Below are 15,649 nucleotides of genomic sequence, written 5' to 3' on the forward strand. Positions count from 1 at the left end.
GCTCAATCCCTCCCGCTGACGCCGATCGGCGTGGTCACCAGGACGCCGTCCGGGATGTCCACCGCCGGAAACAACCCACGAAGGACGTGGTGGATCGTCTCGGTGAGCACCCGCTCGGCGACCGGATCGATGATGCTGGCGAGGCTGGGCACGCCGAAGTCGAAACCCGCCACGAACGTGATCGCCACGCCGTCCGGTGCCTGCCGCAGCGTCCAGGCGCCGGAGAACTCGTCGAAGTCACCGTCGATCTGGGCGAACTCGATGGAGAGACGATCGCGGTCCAGCTCGTCGGCCTCGGTCCAGGCGAGGATTCCGTTGCGGAACAGGACCTCCCACGAGCTGACGATCCGCCGCGCGTCGGTCGGCGTCTGCACGGTGACCGTCTGCACCACGTCGACCAGATGCGGATAGCGTTCGAAGTCGACAAGCTGATCGAAGACCGCACTGCCGTCGCCGCTGGGCAGGAACGCCTGAATCTCGACACGTCGCATGTCAGTGGACCCCCAGCCGGTGTGCGGTCGGATAGCGGTGGGCGAGCGTGCGCAGCGCGCGGTCGAACGCCTCGACCAGGAGGGCGACCTCGTCGCCGGACAACACCGCGGGCGGGGTGAGGCGCAGCACGGTGCTGGCGATCATCGAATGGTTCACGATCACCCGGGCGCTGAGGAGCTCGAGGATCGCCTCGCCGGCCAGCCCCGGGCCGGCGAACTCCACGCCGATCAGCAGCCCGACCCCGCGTACCTGGCGGACCAGGTGCGGGTACGGGGCGGCCACCGCCTGCAGGCGGGTCAACAACTCGGCGCCGAGCGTCGCCGCCCGGTCGATGAGTCCTTCGTCCGTGACGGCCGCGATCGCCGCTCGGGTGGCCGCCATCGCGATCGGCGCGCCGGAGAACGTCGACGTGTGCAGGAACGGGTCCTTGTCGAAGGCCTGGAACGCGTCGGCCGTGGCGATCACGGCCGAGACCGGCACGATGCCGCCGGACAGGCTCTTTCCGGCCAGCAGCACATCCGGTCGGACGTCCTCCCGGTCGGCGCCCCACCAGTGACCGAGTCGGCCGACGCCGGTGAGAATCTCGTCGAGCACCAGGAATCCGCCGTGCTGCCGGCACAGCCGGGACACTTCGCGCAGGTAACCGGGCGGTGGAATCACCACTCCACCCTCGCCCTGCACCGGCTCCAGAATCACGCAGGCCGGCGGGCCGCCGGCCAGCGCGGCACCCAACGCCTCGGGGTCGCCGTACGGCACGTGCGTGACATCCGGCAACAGCGGACGGAAGGGTTGCTGGTAGAGATCCTGCCCGGTGACGGACAGGGCGCCCATGGTCTTACCGTGGTAGCCGCCAACGGCTGAGACGAGTCTGCGCCGGCCATGGGCACGGGCCATCTTGATGGCCGCCTCCACGGCCTCCGCGCCGGAGCCCGCGAAGTGCACCCGAGTCAGACCGGGGGGCGCCACCGCGACGAGCGCCGCCGCGGCGTCGCCCACCGACGGCTCCAGCAGCAGGCGGGTCGCTATCGGGTGGCTCTGAATCTGCGCGATGACCGCGGCGACCACGGCCGGGTGCCGGGCACCGTGGAGGAACACGCCGTAACCACCGGCGTTGAGGAAGCGGTCACCGTCCGAGGTGTAGACCCAGGGGCCCTCGGAGCCGACCTCGACGTGCCCACCGAACATGTCGCCGAGCTTCGCGCGGCCCCGGGACAGGAACCGGCGATAGTTGTCCCGTACCTTGTCCCGTACCTGGGAGTCCGCCTCTAGCCTGCTGGTGGTCACCGCTCCCCCTAGCTCAACACGAGCGGCTGGCCGGTGAGCCAGTTCGTCAGCTCGTCGGCGACGCTCGCGCGGGACGGTGGGTGGAAGGCGACCGCGTGCGACGCGGCGGCGAGATAGGCCACCTCGGGCGAGGAGATGAAAGCCATCCCCCCGAGCAGGTCCACCGCACCTCGTACCGCGGTGGCGATCGCGTTGGCGGCGGCGAACCGCACCACCAGGGCCCGGCCCAGCGCGTCGTTGCCGCCGTCGCCGTCGTCGAGGCTCCGCGCCGCGCCGTCCAACATGATCGCGGCGCCCTGCACGGCGGTCGCCACGTCCGCCCGGTCGGTGGCCGGTCCCCGGCCACGCGTGATGGCGCGTTCCACAAGCGCCGATGCGACCCCCAGGTAACACGCGGTCACCAGGAGTTGGAACCACACGAACCCGACCGTCTGCAGGTCGTCGAGCTGGCCGTCGAGCGCGATCTCCGGGTAGACGAACAGGTCCGGATGCACCTCCACGTCATCGAGCAACACAGCGTCGGACTCGGCGCCGGTGAGCACCGACGACGCCCAGAACGGCTCGATGGTGATGCCCGGCGACCCCGCCGGGATGAGCACCACCCCGAGTCTGGTGCCACCGTCCTCGGTGGGCACGGCGACGCTCGCGGTCAGCAGGTCCATCGAGGCGGAGAGGCTGCACGGGCGCTTCGCCCCGGTGACCCGCCAGTTGGCGCCGTCGCGTCGGGCCGTCATGGTGGGTGTCAGGATGCCGCGGCCGGCGTGGCCCTCGGCGAAGCCGGACGCCACCAGCCGGCGGTCGGTCGCGACCGCCTCCAGCAGCATCCATTCGAACCCCACGTTCGCCCGGGCCAGGGCCACCAGGCCGGCCACCGAGAACTGGTGCATCGTGGTGGCGACCGCCAGTGACGGCGCCTGCGCGGCCAGGGCGCGGGTGACCCGCACCGCCTGCAGCGCGGTGGCGCCGAGCCCGTGGTAGGTCTTGGGAACCACCAGGCCGGGGCCCCCGGCCTCACGGAAGAGCCCGATGCCCGGGCCGCCCCGGCGTTCCAGCTCCATCAGCGGAAACTCGCCGAGCCTCTTGAGCAGGCCCGGGAGCAGCACCTCGCAGGCGTCCCGCTCGGTATCGAGAAAGCTCATGCGGCCAGACCCTCCCGCTCGGCACGCAGCGGGGACGCCAGCGCCGCCCGCCGGGGTTGGACGTCGCGGCCGATGCTGATGCCCTGCAGGTGCGACGTGCGCAACATCGGATAGTTGCTCTCGCCCAGGGGCCCGCCGGTCAACCCGGCGCCACCGTGGGTGGACAGGTACGGCACGAAGCCGATGTGCGAGTCGTTGATCTTGAGTAGGCCGCCGTTGTGCACCCGGGCGACGAACTGGTCCACCGTCGACTCGTCGCCGGCCCAGACGGAGTTGCGCAGGCCGTACTCGTTGGCGTTGAGGAAATCGATGACGTCGTCGAGCAAGCCGTCGCCGCGGTCGCTCTCGGACACCACGACCGGCAGGAGCGGAAAGAAGGTCTCCCGGGCCACCGCCCACACCGACCGGGCGCGGGCCAGGCCGTCGACCCGCAGAATGGTCGGCTCGACGAACAGCCCGGTGGACGATATCGAGCCGTCCAGCTCCATCCGGTTACCGCCGGCGAGCACCTCGGCGCCGCTCTCGGTGGCCTGCTCGACGTACCGAGCGAACTGGTCGCTCTTCAGGACCGGCGACAGCAGGACGTCGGGATCCTCGGGGTAGCCGGGACGGATCTTGCGAGCGTGGCTGATCAGGCGGGCCAGCAGGCGGTCGGCGATGTCCGGATGGGCCACCACGTAGTTGGGCACCATGCAGATCTGCCCGGATCCGAAGAAGCTCTCGGTGAGCGCCTCGGCGGCACGGTCGAGATCGGCGTCGTGCCACACCACGCAGCCGTCGTTGCCGGCCAGCTCCAGAATCGGCTTCTTGCCCCGGCGCACCGCCTCCTCACCGAGCGGGATGCCGAGCTCGCTGCTGCCGAAGTAGAAGATGTCGTTGACGAGTGGGCTGGCCAAGAACTGGTCGAGGATCCTCTTGGGCGGGCCGCAGACGATGTTCAGGGTGCCGGGCGGCGCGCCGACCTCGTCGAGGATCGGTGCCACGATCTCCCGGAGCACGAACATCACGCCGTACGGGCTTCCGCGCGGCGCCTTGACGACGAGCGCGTTGCCGGCGGCGAGCGCGGGCACCCCGAGCAGTGAATTGACCGCCGCCGCGTTCTGCGGCGGGCTCAGCGCGACCACGCCGTCCGGCTTGCGCACCACCAACAGGCGTCGGTGCGCGTCTTCGTACTCCCGGTGCATCTGCTCGGCGCACAGCCCGACGGTCTCGGGACTGGTGCCGTGCAGGCAACCGGCCAGCTCCCACTCGGCGAGCGCCCGCGGGTGGCCCTCCTGGACGAGGACCTCCACCACCTCGTCGTGCCGCCGGCGCAGCTCCTCGTGCAGCCGGTGCACCACCCGGAGCCGCACCTCGAGCGGCATCGCGCCCCAGACCGGGGCAGCCGCCGCAGCGGCCTGGATGGCCCGCTCCACGACGGTGTCGTCGGCCACCGCACACCGGGCCAGCACGCTGGCGTGGTCGTCACCGTCGTGGCGCCGGCCGCGATCCAGGTCGCGCTTCAGGGAGAGCTGCGGCAGCATGTCGTCGAGCACGGCCGAGGCACGCAGGCAATGCACCCACTTGTCCGCCGGAACGTCCTGACCTGCGATGTAGGACCCGTACGATCGCAACGTCTCAGCCTTCCCGTGAGCGACTCTGTGCTAGTAATTCATTAAGCGAGGAGTGGTCGAACCATAGATGCCCGGGTTGAAGGGTGTCAACGAACCTCAGAGCAGAGGCAAGATGCCGACACACGAAGCAGATGCGCACAGGAAACGTCCACTGCGGTGGGTTCGGATCGGCTCGGCGATACTGGCCGCGCAGATGCTCGCCCTCGGCGTACCAGCGTCCGTGGCGCCGCGGTGGTTCTTCGACTGGTTCCCGTTCGGCGCGGGCTGGGTGGCCGCCGGCGGCCCGTACAACGGGCACCTGCTGTCCGATCTGGGCTACGCCTACCTGGCGTTGGCGGTCGTCCTCGGGTGGGCGGCCGTGCGGCCGGTGCGGGAGTTGTGCCTCGCCGCAGCGGCCGCAGCGGTTGTCGCGAACACACCACATCTTCTGTTCCACCTGGCCCACGCGGAGGCGCTGCCGATCGTCGACAGCGTCGCGGAGAACGCCTTGCTGGCATTCACCGTCGTGGTGGGGCTGGCGGTCTTCTTCGGCGCCTACGGGATCCCGGCCGGCAGTGCGCCCAGCGCGGCCCCGCACGGCGTCGACCTCCCGCGCGAGCGGGCGTAGCGCGGGCCGGTCACGACCGACTGATCGGCCAGATCCGTCGGGCCGGCCGGCCGTCGGCTGCGGGCAGCGGACGCGTCGACTCCCACATCCGCCGCCACTCGGCGGCCTGCGGCCCGGCGGTGGAGGCGACCGCGACCGCCGGCGGAGTACGCAGCGAGCGGTACCAGCCGACCTCCTCCTCCACCCACAGCCGGCCGACCGCGGCGGACATCCGCTCGTGGAACGCCCGTGCCCCCTCGCCTTCGCGGGGCCACAGCGGCCGGCCGTAGCGAACGACGACGGTGCGCCGGCCCGGCACCGGCCAGTTCCGTCCGCGCGGCATGGCACCGAACGTGCCGCGCAGCGCGACCGGCACCGCCGGCACCCCGTGTGTGCAGCACAGATGGGCCGCGCCCAGCCGCATCCCGCTCATCCAGCCGTCGGCGGACCTGCTGCCCTCCGGGAAGAGCAGCAGGCTCCAACCGTCGGCGAGCAGTTTGGTCGCGCGACTGCGCAGCCGCTGATCGCCCTGCCGCTCGATCGGGAAGGCGTTGAACACCAACGACGTCACGACGGCGCGCCAGCGTGCGTCGAAGAAGTAGTCGGCGGCCGCGCCGACGGCCAGCCGACGCGCGAACCGACGGGGCACCGACCCCAGGATCAGCGGCGTGTCCAGGTGACTCGCGTGGTTGGAGACGAAGACGGCCGGACCCTGCAACCCGTCGAGGTACTCCGTGCCGCGCACGACCGGGTGGGTCTGGGTCCAGGCCACCGACTTGAGGACCCCCCGCTGCAGGCCGAAGCGGACCGCCCTCGCCGCCCGGGTCCGGGCCCAGTCGGTCGGGAACTCGGAGCGCTCCCGACGGATCTCGTACGGCTCGGCGGAGCGAGGCGTGGTAGCCCGGCCACGCCAGTCGCGGCGGCCGCGCAGCAGCCTCACCTCGTCGATCAGGCGCACGTCGCCTCCCCGGTCATCGGACGTCCGCCAGCGTCACCGGCGGGGCGTGCAGGTAGGTGATGCTCGGGCTCGACCCGACGGTGTCACGCGCCATCTCCAGCGCGTCGGCGAGCGAGGAGGCCGCCCGGAAGCCCATCACCGCCGCCGTCTTCCGGTCGGCGCCCACGAAGATCACATCACCGAGGTGCTCCATCGCGTGGGCCCCCCAATACCACATGTAGAACGGGTGCACGCCGTGGTAGGCGTAGCTGGTCCGGTACAGGTGGGTGTACCACGGGTCGGTGGCGAACTGCTGCTCGTACTTCGCCTCGATCGCGGCCGGATCGGTGGTCTGCGGCAGGACCTCCTCGAAGAAGTCGATGTAGCTGGGGTGGTGCACGGGGTGGAACTCCTTCGGCATCGGGTGGTAGAAGATGCCCACCCCGCCGCGCCGCACGATCGGCTGGTTGCGGTAGAGGTTGAAGAAATAGCCCAGGCCCAGCGACATCACCAGGATCGGGTTCATGATCGAGTTGACGTTGTACGGGCAGATGAAGGGCAGCCCCCAGACACCGATGTCGCTCTGGCCCTGCACCTCGGTGAGCTGCTGGCGGTGCACGTTGGCGAGGGTGAGCGGGTGGACCGAATCCGGCCGGCCGGCGTTGACACCTGTCACCCCGTACGGCGCGTCGTTGCTCTGCCAGAGGCGTCGACGCAGCTTGGGCGGCGCCAGGTCGTTGGCCCGCTTGGCGGCCAGATAGGAGACCTGGTCGCCGATCCCCCACTCCCACTCCCGGCGGTTGAGGAAGCCGACGTGGTTGGGGAAGGAGTCCAGGTTCAGTGTGGTCTCGATCGTGAAGACCTTGACCGCCTCGCCCAGCACCTCGGCCATCCGGTCGTACGAGTGGTGCATGGCCGAATTCGGCGGGTCGTTGAAGGAGCGCGAGTGGCGCAGCGTGTGGACGTTGTGGTGGTGGCGCAGGCTCCGGTAGGAGCCGAGCCCCACGGTGACCGACTTGCTGCCGCCGCTCATCGCGGTGAGGTTGATGTTGGCGTAGACGATCAGGTCGCTCTCGGCCGCCCGCCGGTTGATCTCCACGTCCTCGCCGTGCTCGGTGGTGCCCAGGTGGACCAGCCCGTCCGGGTCCTCGGCATCGTGGTTGCGCAGATGCTTGGGGAAGAACGCCCGGAAGACCCGCTCCCCGACGATCCGCTTCAGCTCGGCCGGCGTCATCCGCCGGTGCAGGGAGTTCGCCGCGATCAGCTCGACGTCGTCCACACCGGCCTCGGCGGCGAGCTCCAGCACGTGCTCGATCACCCGCTGCCGGATGTCCGGCGGACGCATCTGCGGCAATGGGAGCGACAGGTCGTCGAAGACGATCGTCAGTCGCATCCCGGAGCGCAGCAGGTCGGGCAGCGGCGGGGAATCCACCGGCTGCATCAGCGCGCGTTGGATGGCCGCGTCGATGTTGGCGACGGGCGGCAGTGAGTCCGGCGGGTACACCACCCGCGTGCCGAGCGGGAACCGCTCGAGGAGGAAGCCCTCCCCCTGGTGTACGAGCAGCGGCGGCGTACGCTCATCGACCTCGAGCACGAAGCCAGGTCTGCTCATGAAATGTCCTTTCGTCGTTCCGGCTCGTGCGTGTGCGTCGGACTGTTGGATCAGTTCCGGCTGGGGTCGAAGGCCACCTTGACAGCGCCCAACTGCCCGGCCTTGGCGGCGTGGCCGAGCGCCTCCCGCCAGCGCGACAGCGGATAGACCGCGTCGACGTAGCCGTCCAGAGGCGCCTCGGCGGCCAGCGCCATGGCCTCGGCGAACGCGCCGCCAGCGGGCTCGGCGGTTTCCTGCCCATCGGTTTCGGGCCCGGCGGCCGGGCTCGCCGCGCTGCCGCTGGAGGCGTACGACCCGACAAGGTTCAACTCCCGGAACCACACGGGTGTCAGGTCCACGCCGCCGGAGGGCATCCCGGACAGGAGCACCGTGCCGCCGGCCCGGACCAGCCGCAGCGCCATGTCCAGGCCGGACCCGGCGCCGGTGCACTCGAACGCCACATCCGCCCCACCGAGGAGGAAGTCGCCGCCGATCATGGGCTGCTCCAGGGTGCCGCCGCAGGCGCGGCGCACCGCACGGGCCGCGCGGGACGGCTGGAACACCTCGGTGGCCCCGAGCTCGCGGGCCCGAGCGTGCTGGTGCGCGTGCTTGGCGACCACGTAGATGGGGCCGGCCTTGGTCAGTGCGCGCAACGCCAGCAGGGTCAGCAGGCCCACCGTGCCGGCGCCGACGATCAGCACGGCCGCGCCGGCCGGCACGTTCGCCCGGCGGACCGAGTGCACCGCGCAGGCCAACGGCTCGACGAGCACCGCCCGACGGTCGTCCAACGTGTCCGGTACCTGGTGCAACTGCGCGGCATGGGCGACCATCTGCCGACCCCAGCCACCGCCGGTGTCGGTGCAGTAGCCGGTCTGCAGGCCGGCGGAGACGCGACCGGCGGTCACCCGGTCGCACCGACTGTGCTGCCCCGCGACGCACCAGCGGCAGGGCGTCCCGCCACGCACCGCGCAGGACAGCACCGGGTCGACCACCACGCGGCTGCCCTTGGCCAGGCCAGGCAGGTCGTCCAGGGTCTCCGCGACCACCTCGTGCCCGGGCACGAACGGCATCGACACGACCGCGCCGAAGTAGGGCGACGAGCGGCCCGTCAACAGGCTGACGTCGGAACCACAGATGCCGGACAGCAACGGGCGCAACCGAACCCATTCGCCGGCGGGCAGGCTGGGCTCGGCGCGGTGCACCAGGCGTAGCGGCGCCACGTTGCTGGCCAGCACGCCGGACATCCGACCGCCGAGCCGGGTGGAGCTGGCACCACGGGCGGCGAGGAAACGCGGGGTGGACTGGCGGTACTCCAGGGCCGGCATCATCGGGCCGCTCCCCGCGCGCCGGGGCCGGCAGCCGACGTGGTCAGCTCCACCATCGTCTCGACCGGGCCGACCGTGTGACCACCCCACTCCTCGATGCGCCAGTTGTGGCGCTTGGCGTGCCGGAACAGCTTGGGATCGGGGTTGACGGCCACCGGATTGCCCACCCCCTCAAGAAGTGATCGGTCGGAGAAGCTGTCGCCGTACGCGTACGAGCTGCTCAGGTCGGCGCCGATGTCCTCGGCGTGTTGGCGGAGCCAGGCCAGTCGGGCCTCGCCCACCAGTGGCGGAGCGGCCAGGAAGCCGGTCAGCACGCCGTCGCGCACGTGTAGCCGGCTCGCGACCACGTCGTCGAACAGCGGCCGCAGCGACTCGATGAGGATGTCCGCGGTGCCGGTGATCAGGATGGTGCGGTGGCCGGCGGCACGATGCGCGCGAACCTGCCGGATCGCCTCCGGCAGCGACCGCCGCAGGAGCGCGTCGCCCAGCCGGTCCCGGATCAGTTCACGCAGGGCATCCTCCGAGGCGCCGGCGTACCGTCGCATGAAGGTCCGGATGAACTCGCCCCGGCTGCGCTGCTCGGCGCGCAGATAGCGCGGCGCGGCGCCGGCGAGCGCGGCGAGCTCCCTGGCCCAGGCGCCCTTCGGCCGGTCGGCCAGGCGGGCCCACAGGAAGGCCTCGATGAGGTTGGACGCCACCACCGTGCCCTCCAGGTCGAAGACCGCCACGGTGTCGCGGCCCTCCGGCAGCGGCCCGCGCCTGTTGGAGCGGGGACGCCGGGTCACCGACTGCCGCAGCAGCGCGGTGATGCTCGGGCAGTGCACCTCCTGGAGGTAGTGCGGCCAGTCCACCTCGGCGGCGTCGAAGCTGCCCCGGCTGACCACCTCGTCGGGCAACCGGCGGTGCAGCGCCAGCACGTTGCCGTCGGTGTAGATGGCCTCCACCTCGGTGTAGACGCCGTAGAGGGTGGAGAGCCGGCGCAGCGACTCGATCCGCTTGGTCTCCTTGTGCACCTTCGTCATCCAGTCCCGCGTGCGCGGCGAGGCCGGTAGCCGCAGCAGCGCCCGTTCGGCGAACGAGACGGCACGCTCGCCGGCGCGCAGTCTCCGCTCGATCTGGCTGGCGCCGGGGAACCGCCAGGTCGGCACCGCGATGTGGCCCCGACCCGCCTCGGGCAGCGGATGACGGCGGAAGTAGTTGCGGATGTTCTCGTCCAGCTGACGCTGGGTGAGCGGGTTCCGCGCGCCGGTGCCGACGTGGTAGTAGACCGGGGTGCCGGGTTCCGGCTCGACGGCCGCGACCGCCAGGAGAGCGTTGGTGACCAGGTCGATGGGAACGATGTCCACCACGGCGTCGGGCAGGCCCGGGAAGTCCGGGAGCGTGCCGCGCCCGTACGACAGGATGATCGGATCCACCATCTTGAAGGAGTCGAACCAGCCGGGGAACGGATGACGCAGGGCGCTCTGCACGATCGCCGGGCGGACGACGGAGACCCGCAGCCCCTCGTCGCGGGCGTACTGCTCGGCGACCCGCTCCCCCAGCGCCTTGGTGAACGTGTAGACATCAGGCCAGCCGACGCTGTGCGCCCGCAGCCTGCCGTAGTCGACCAGCCGCTCGGTCACCCGTCGACGCCGCGCCTCCTCTGCGGCCCGCGCCGTCGCCTGCGGGCCGGCCTTGCCGTGTTCGGCGCGGGCCTCGGCCAACAGCGCGCGCAGCGCCTCCGGACGGCGGGAGGCGCGCTCCACCTCGGCGCGGGCGGCCAGCGCGGCCGTGAGCTCGGCGTTCCAGTCGACGTCGTGGTCCAGCGGCGCCTCCGCCACGACGCCCTTTCGGGCGCCTGCGACGTAGGCAGTGGAGACGTGCAGCACGTGCGGACGCCGCGGCAGCGCGATGATCGCGTCGTAGAGGTTGACCAGACCGCCGACGTTGACCTGGAAGGCGTCGTCGATCGGCGGGTCGAAGGACACCGTGGACGCACAGTGGATGACGGTGGTCAGGTCCTCGGGCAGCGCCGGCACCGCGTCGGTGAGGTCGCCCTCGATGACGGTGACGCGCTCGGCCAGCAGCTGCGCGAGCGCGGGCCCGCCAATCCGGCGACGCAGCGTGCGGAACACCGGCTTGCGCGTCAACCCGGCGACGCGGTCGGCGCCCGACGTCGCGCCCCGACCGCGCACGAGCACCGTCACCCGGGTGTCGGGGTGGTCGGCGAGCAGCCGCTCCAGCGATGCCTGCCCCAGGAACCCGGTCACCCCGGTGAGGAGGACGTGGGCACCCTCGAGAGACCAGTTCGGCGTGACGGGTAGGTCGCCCGGGTTGTAATTCACCAACTGAGGATAGCGTCAATCGGGCCGCGCGTCAGCCCACCGATGGGCGAAAAAACCGCGCCGTCGCTCAGCGCCAGTGGTCCGGGTCGTGGAGCAGCTCGTTCATCGATCCGGAGCGGAAGGCCTCGACGGTGATCGGCTCGTCGGGGAACCCGGCCGCGCGGATGGCCGCCACGAGCCGCTGATCGCTGCGGGCCCGCTCCACGGCGGGCGCGTCGACCTCGATGCGCACGCCGTCGCCCAGGTCACGGACCCGCAGGTCGACAACCCCGTGCGGGTCCAGCAGGCGGCGCGCCGCCGACTCGGCCAGCTCCACCCGGGCCAGTCGGGCCGGCGAGATGGTCACGCCGTACGCGATGCGGCTGGCCAGACACGCGGCGGCCGGCTTGGCGGCCGTGTCCAGCCCCCAGAGCCGGGCCACCGCGCGCACCGTCGGCTTGTCCATCGCCAGGTCGGCCAACGGTGTACGGGCGGCACGCTCGGCGGCGGCCGCGATCCCGGGTCGGAAGCCGGCCACCACGTCCGAGGCGTTGGTGCCGGTCACCACGGTCTGGAAGCCGAGCTGGTCGGCCAGCTCGCGCACCGCGTCGATGAGCGTGCTCTTGCAGAAGTAGCACCGGCGCGGGCCGTTCTCGCGGTAGCCCTCGACCTCCATCTCGCGGGTGCCGAGCACGTGGTGCGCCACGCCGAGACCGGCGCAGAAGTCGCGGGCCGCGGCCACCTCAGCGGCGGGAACCGCGGCCGAGACCGCCGTCACCGCCGCGACATCGGCCGGGTCCAGAGCCCGCACCGCCGCCGCCAGGGCGACGCTGGAGTCCACGCCACCGGAGAATGCCACGAGCGTTTTGCCGTATCGTGTGAATTCCGCGACGAGCTGATCCGCCGCCCCGCAGGCCCAATCATCAGGTCTCACAGGTTCGACAGTACTGGAAGGAGCGTGAGGTGTCCGCACCGGAATTCATCGACCTAGGATTCGCACGGATGGACGTGGACCGTCTGTCGCGCACCGGCGACCCCGAGGTGGTTTACGGCGCGGGCAAGACCCCGGAGCAGGTGACCGGCGCGATGCACGCGTTGCGCGTCGCCCACCCCGACACGCCGATCCTCGCCACCCGGCTCAGCGACGCCGCCATGGCCCGGTGCGCCGACGAGTTCGGCGCCGATGTGGTGGACCCCGTGTGCCGAGTCGCGGTGGTCGGCCCCGCCCGGACACCCGTGGGCACGGTTGCCATCGCCTGCGGCGGCACGAGCGACCTACCGGTCGCCCGCGAGTGCGCGGCCACCGTGGCCGTCTTCGGCGCCAGACCGGACCTCGTGGTGGACGTGGGTGTGGCCGGTCTGCACCGACTGCTGGCCGAACGGGACCGCATCGCCCGCGCCGACGTGGTCGTGGCGATCGCCGGGATGGAGGCCGCGCTGCCGTCCGTCCTCGGCGGACTGGTCGGCAGTCCGCTGATCGCGGTACCCACAAGCGTCGGTTACGGCTGGCACCTGGACGGCCTGACCGCGTGGCTGGCCACACTGAACTCGTGTGCGCCCGGCGTGTTGACAGTCAATGTGGACAACGGCTTCGGCGCCGGCGTCGCCGCCGCGCGGATCGCCCGCCGCACACCGAGCTGCGCGGCCCCGAATGACTGAGGCGCTCAAGACGACCGAGCCTGCCGCGGTGGCAGAGCCGGGCGCGATGGCTGAGGCGGGCGAGGCGGCAGCGGCGGCCGGACCGGGTGCCGCACTCTGGGTCGACCCCGGCAACGGCGCCGCCGGCGACATGCTGCTGGCGGCGCTGCTCGACGCGGGCGCGAGCCTGGCCGCCGTGCAGCAGGGTGTGGCGCGACTCGCCGTGGAGCCGGTCGCACTGGAGCTGGAGTCCGTGCGCCGGCACGGCCTGCGCGCCACTCGGCTGATCGTCACGGCACCCGACTCCGGCACACACCGCGACCTGGCGGCGGTGACCGCGATCATCGCCCGGGCCGCCCTCCCGCCGGCGGTGCACACGTTCGCGGTCTCCGCCTTCAACACGCTGGCCCGGGCCGAGGCGCGAGTCCACGGCGTACCGCTGGCGGACATCCACTTCCACGAGGTCGGCGCCCTCGACGCGGTGGTCGACCTGGTCGGTTGCGCTCTCGCACTGGCCGATCTGGGCCTGCTCGACGCGCCCACCCGGGTGGTCGGTCCGGTCGCGGTGGGCTCCGGCACGGTCCGCACCGGGCACGGCCCGATGCCGGTGCCCGTGCCCGCCGTCCTGGAGATCCTCGCCGGCGCCGGCGCCCCGATCGCCGCCCATCCGGCCGCGATGGAGCTGTGCACACCGTCGGGCGCGGCCCTGCTCGCCACCATCGCCACCGGCTGGGGGCCCCCACCGGCGTTGGTGCCCCATTCGGTCGGGGTCGGCGCCGGCACCAAGGACCCGCCCGGCCATCCCAACATCCTGCGGGTGCTCGTGGGCACGTCCGCCGGCCGGGACGCCGATGGCACGCCGTGGCTGGGCGAGCCGCTGCACCGGGTCGACACGACAATCGACGATGTGGACCCGCGAGTCTGGCCGGACCTGCTGGAGCAGTTGCGGGCGGTGGGCGCGGCGGATGCCTGGTGCACTCCGGTACTGATGCGAAAGGGTCGACCGGGACAGCTGCTCAGCGTGCTGACCGCGCCGGCGCAGCTCGACCTGGTCTGCCGGCTGGTGTTCACCTACACCGGCACGCTCGGCGTGCGGGTCTCCACGGTGCAGCGTCGCCGGCTGCGCCGCGACCAGATCGCCCTGCCGTACGGCGACGCGGCCGTGCGGGTCAAGCGCGGTTATCTGGGTGACCGTCTGGTCAGCGTGCAGCCGGAGTACGACGACGCCCTGGCCGTCGCCCAGCGCGCGGACGTGCCGGTCGCCAGGGTGCTGGACGAGGTACGGGCGGAAGCCCGCGGCGCCGGCCCCCCGGCGCAGGCCGGCCCGCTCTCGGAGGCGACGACCGCATGATCTGCCTCATGCCGCACTGCGGCTTCCTGTCCGCCACCTCCCGGATGTTGGAGATCTACCGCGCGCTGCGCCAGCGCGGAGTGACCGCCAGAATCGCCACGCACGGCGGCACCTACGAGCACGTTCTCCGCGACGTCGGCGTCCCGTACGACATCGTCGGCCCGCGGATGACGCCGGAGAGGTGCGCCAGGTTCATCCGCGACGAGATCGGCATGGGGTACGTCGGTCAGAGCATGTACACCGACCGGGAGATGCGCGAGTACGTCAGCGCGGAGACCGAGTACTTCCGCCGGCACGACATCCGTACGGTGGTCACGGGTTTCACCCTGACCACCCTGCTGTCCACCAGGCTGGCCGGCGCCGCGCTGGTCACCGAGCACGCCGGCAGCTGGGTGCCGCCGGTGTTCGAGCGCGGGCTGCTGCCGGCCCCGAGCCAAGCCCACTTCGGCATGCTGCCGGCGCGCCTGCTGCGCCGGCTGTCGAACGCCCTGCCACCCCGGGTCGGCTTCTACTGCGGCGGGTTCAACAGACTGGCCGCCGAGCTGGGTGTTCCGCCCGTGCCCAGCCTCGCCTCGCTCGTCCTCGGCGACCTGGCCCTCATACCGGAGGTGCCGGAGGTGCTGGGCGTACCCGCGACGGAGGTGGCCGACTGGCGGCCGAACGGCCGTTCCGGCTACCGCGCGGGCACGCGGCTGCGCTGCGTCGGGCCGCTCTACGCTCGGTTGGACCTGCCGCTGCCGGACCGGGTCGCCCGTTTCCTCGCCGAGCCCGGCCCGGTCGTGTACGTGGCTGTCAACTCGACGGAGGTCGGGTTCGTGCGGCGGGTGGTGACGACCATCGCCGCGTTGCCGGTGCGCGTGCTGGTCGCCGGCACCCATCACGACCTGCACGACATGGCCGGCGACAGGGTCATGGTGGGCGGCGTGCTGCCCAGCCATCTGATCATGCCGGCGGTGGCCCTCGCGGTCACCGCCGGCGGGCAGGGCAGCGTGCAGACCGCGATGGCCGGTGGCACGCCGGTGCTCGGCTTTCCGCTCCAACCGGAGCAGGATCTGAACCTCGCGCTGCTGGAGCGGATCGGCGCGGCGCGCCTGCTCGCGCCGAGGCACGTGGGCGGGCGGCTGGCCGCGCTCGTCGCGGAGATGCTGGCCGACCGGTCCTACCGCGAGGCGGCCCAGCGGGTCCAACGCTGGTACGCGGCCACCGACGGGCCCGCGAACGCGGCCGAGGCCATCCTGGCGGTGCACGACGCCGACGGGGCCGACAGCATCGGCCCCGCCGGCGTCGGTTGACCGGCCAGGGCCTGTTTCATAAGGGCGGTCGAGTCGAGGCGGAGTCCGGGCGGCGAACCGCAACGCCGCCGGTCGTCGTCCGGGCCCGCCGCAGACCC

The 15,649-nt window shown here is 72.1% G+C and carries 13 protein-coding genes; 4 read left to right on the forward strand and 9 right to left on the reverse strand.

The genetic code is table 11. The features are described 5' to 3' along the window. Positions 1–2: 2 nt before the first annotated feature. Genes ACLQ3B_RS24405 through ACLQ3B_RS24420 form a run of 4 tightly spaced genes read right to left on the reverse strand, consistent with a single transcriptional unit; the run spans position 3 to position 4,528 of the window. Positions 3–491, reverse strand: a complete 489-nt coding sequence (locus tag ACLQ3B_RS24405; RefSeq protein ID WP_425783027.1) for an SRPBCC family protein — start codon at positions 489–491, stop codon at positions 3–5. Position 492: 1 nt separating this feature from the next. Further along, positions 493–1,776: an aspartate aminotransferase family protein gene (locus tag ACLQ3B_RS24410; protein ID WP_425783028.1), complete on the reverse strand. Its 1,284-nt coding sequence runs from the start codon at positions 1,774–1,776 to the stop codon at positions 493–495. Between the two features lie 8 nt (positions 1,777–1,784). Then, a complete protein-coding gene (locus ACLQ3B_RS24415) occupies positions 1,785–2,915 on the reverse strand; it encodes an acyl-CoA dehydrogenase family protein (protein ID WP_425783029.1) in 1,131 nt (376 codons plus the stop codon). Further along, positions 2,912–4,528 carry an aldehyde dehydrogenase family protein gene (locus ACLQ3B_RS24420; RefSeq protein ID WP_425783030.1) on the reverse strand — a complete coding sequence of 539 codons (1,617 nt, stop codon included), beginning with the start codon at positions 4,526–4,528 and terminating at the stop codon, positions 2,912–2,914. The genes ACLQ3B_RS24415 and ACLQ3B_RS24420 overlap by 4 nt, the downstream gene beginning before the upstream one ends. A gap of 112 nt (positions 4,529–4,640) precedes the next feature. Here ACLQ3B_RS24420 and ACLQ3B_RS24425 point away from each other — a divergent pair, with 112 nt between their 5' ends. Next, positions 4,641–5,135 (forward strand): hypothetical protein, encoded by a 495-nt coding sequence (locus ACLQ3B_RS24425; protein WP_425783031.1) that lies wholly within the window; start codon positions 4,641–4,643, stop codon positions 5,133–5,135. A 10-nt stretch (positions 5,136–5,145) separates the two neighbouring features. Here the strand turns inward: ACLQ3B_RS24425 and ACLQ3B_RS24430 are convergent, their stop codons facing one another. From ACLQ3B_RS24430 to larE, 5 genes are all read right to left on the reverse strand, one after another. Continuing rightward, entirely contained in the window at positions 5,146–6,072 is a 927-nt protein-coding gene (locus ACLQ3B_RS24430) for a lysophospholipid acyltransferase family protein (RefSeq protein WP_425783032.1), read from the reverse strand. Positions 6,073–6,085: 13 nt separating this feature from the next. After that, positions 6,086–7,663, reverse strand: coding sequence for a lactate racemase domain-containing protein (locus ACLQ3B_RS24435; RefSeq protein WP_425783033.1), 1,578 nt, complete (start codon positions 7,661–7,663; stop codon positions 6,086–6,088). A gap of 50 nt (positions 7,664–7,713) precedes the next feature. Beyond that, entirely contained in the window at positions 7,714–8,970 is a 1,257-nt protein-coding gene (locus ACLQ3B_RS24440) for a zinc-dependent alcohol dehydrogenase (RefSeq protein WP_425783034.1), read from the reverse strand. Next, the gene (locus ACLQ3B_RS24445) at positions 8,967–11,291 is read right to left on the reverse strand and encodes an HAD-IB family hydrolase (RefSeq protein WP_425783035.1); all 2,325 of its coding nucleotides are present in this window, start codon (positions 11,289–11,291) and stop codon (positions 8,967–8,969) included. Before ACLQ3B_RS24445 ends, ACLQ3B_RS24440 begins: the two co-directional genes overlap by 4 nt. A gap of 67 nt (positions 11,292–11,358) precedes the next feature. Further along, positions 11,359–12,243, reverse strand: coding sequence for an ATP-dependent sacrificial sulfur transferase LarE (larE, locus tag ACLQ3B_RS24450; protein WP_425783036.1), 885 nt, complete (start codon positions 12,241–12,243; stop codon positions 11,359–11,361). On the opposite strand from larE, the gene larB reads away from it, so the two are divergent. Genes larB through ACLQ3B_RS24465 form a run of 3 tightly spaced genes read left to right on the forward strand, consistent with a single transcriptional unit; the run spans position 12,234 to position 15,551 of the window. After that, entirely contained in the window at positions 12,234–12,929 is a 696-nt protein-coding gene (larB, locus tag ACLQ3B_RS24455) for a nickel pincer cofactor biosynthesis protein LarB (RefSeq protein WP_425783037.1), read from the forward strand. The two genes, larE and larB, sit on opposite strands and share 10 nt — an antisense overlap. After that, positions 12,922–14,259 carry a nickel pincer cofactor biosynthesis protein LarC gene (larC, locus tag ACLQ3B_RS24460; protein ID WP_425783038.1) on the forward strand — a complete coding sequence of 446 codons (1,338 nt, stop codon included), beginning with the start codon at positions 12,922–12,924 and terminating at the stop codon, positions 14,257–14,259. The genes larB and larC overlap by 8 nt, the downstream gene beginning before the upstream one ends. An 8-nt stretch (positions 14,260–14,267) precedes the next feature. Next, positions 14,268–15,551, forward strand: a complete 1,284-nt coding sequence (locus ACLQ3B_RS24465) for a glycosyltransferase (protein ID WP_425783039.1) — start codon at positions 14,268–14,270, stop codon at positions 15,549–15,551. Positions 15,552–15,649: the final 98 nt, after the last annotated feature.

Source organism: Micromonospora sp. DT53 (genome assembly GCF_049841535.1).
Classification (GTDB): Bacteria; Actinomycetota; Actinomycetes; order Mycobacteriales; family Micromonosporaceae; genus Micromonospora.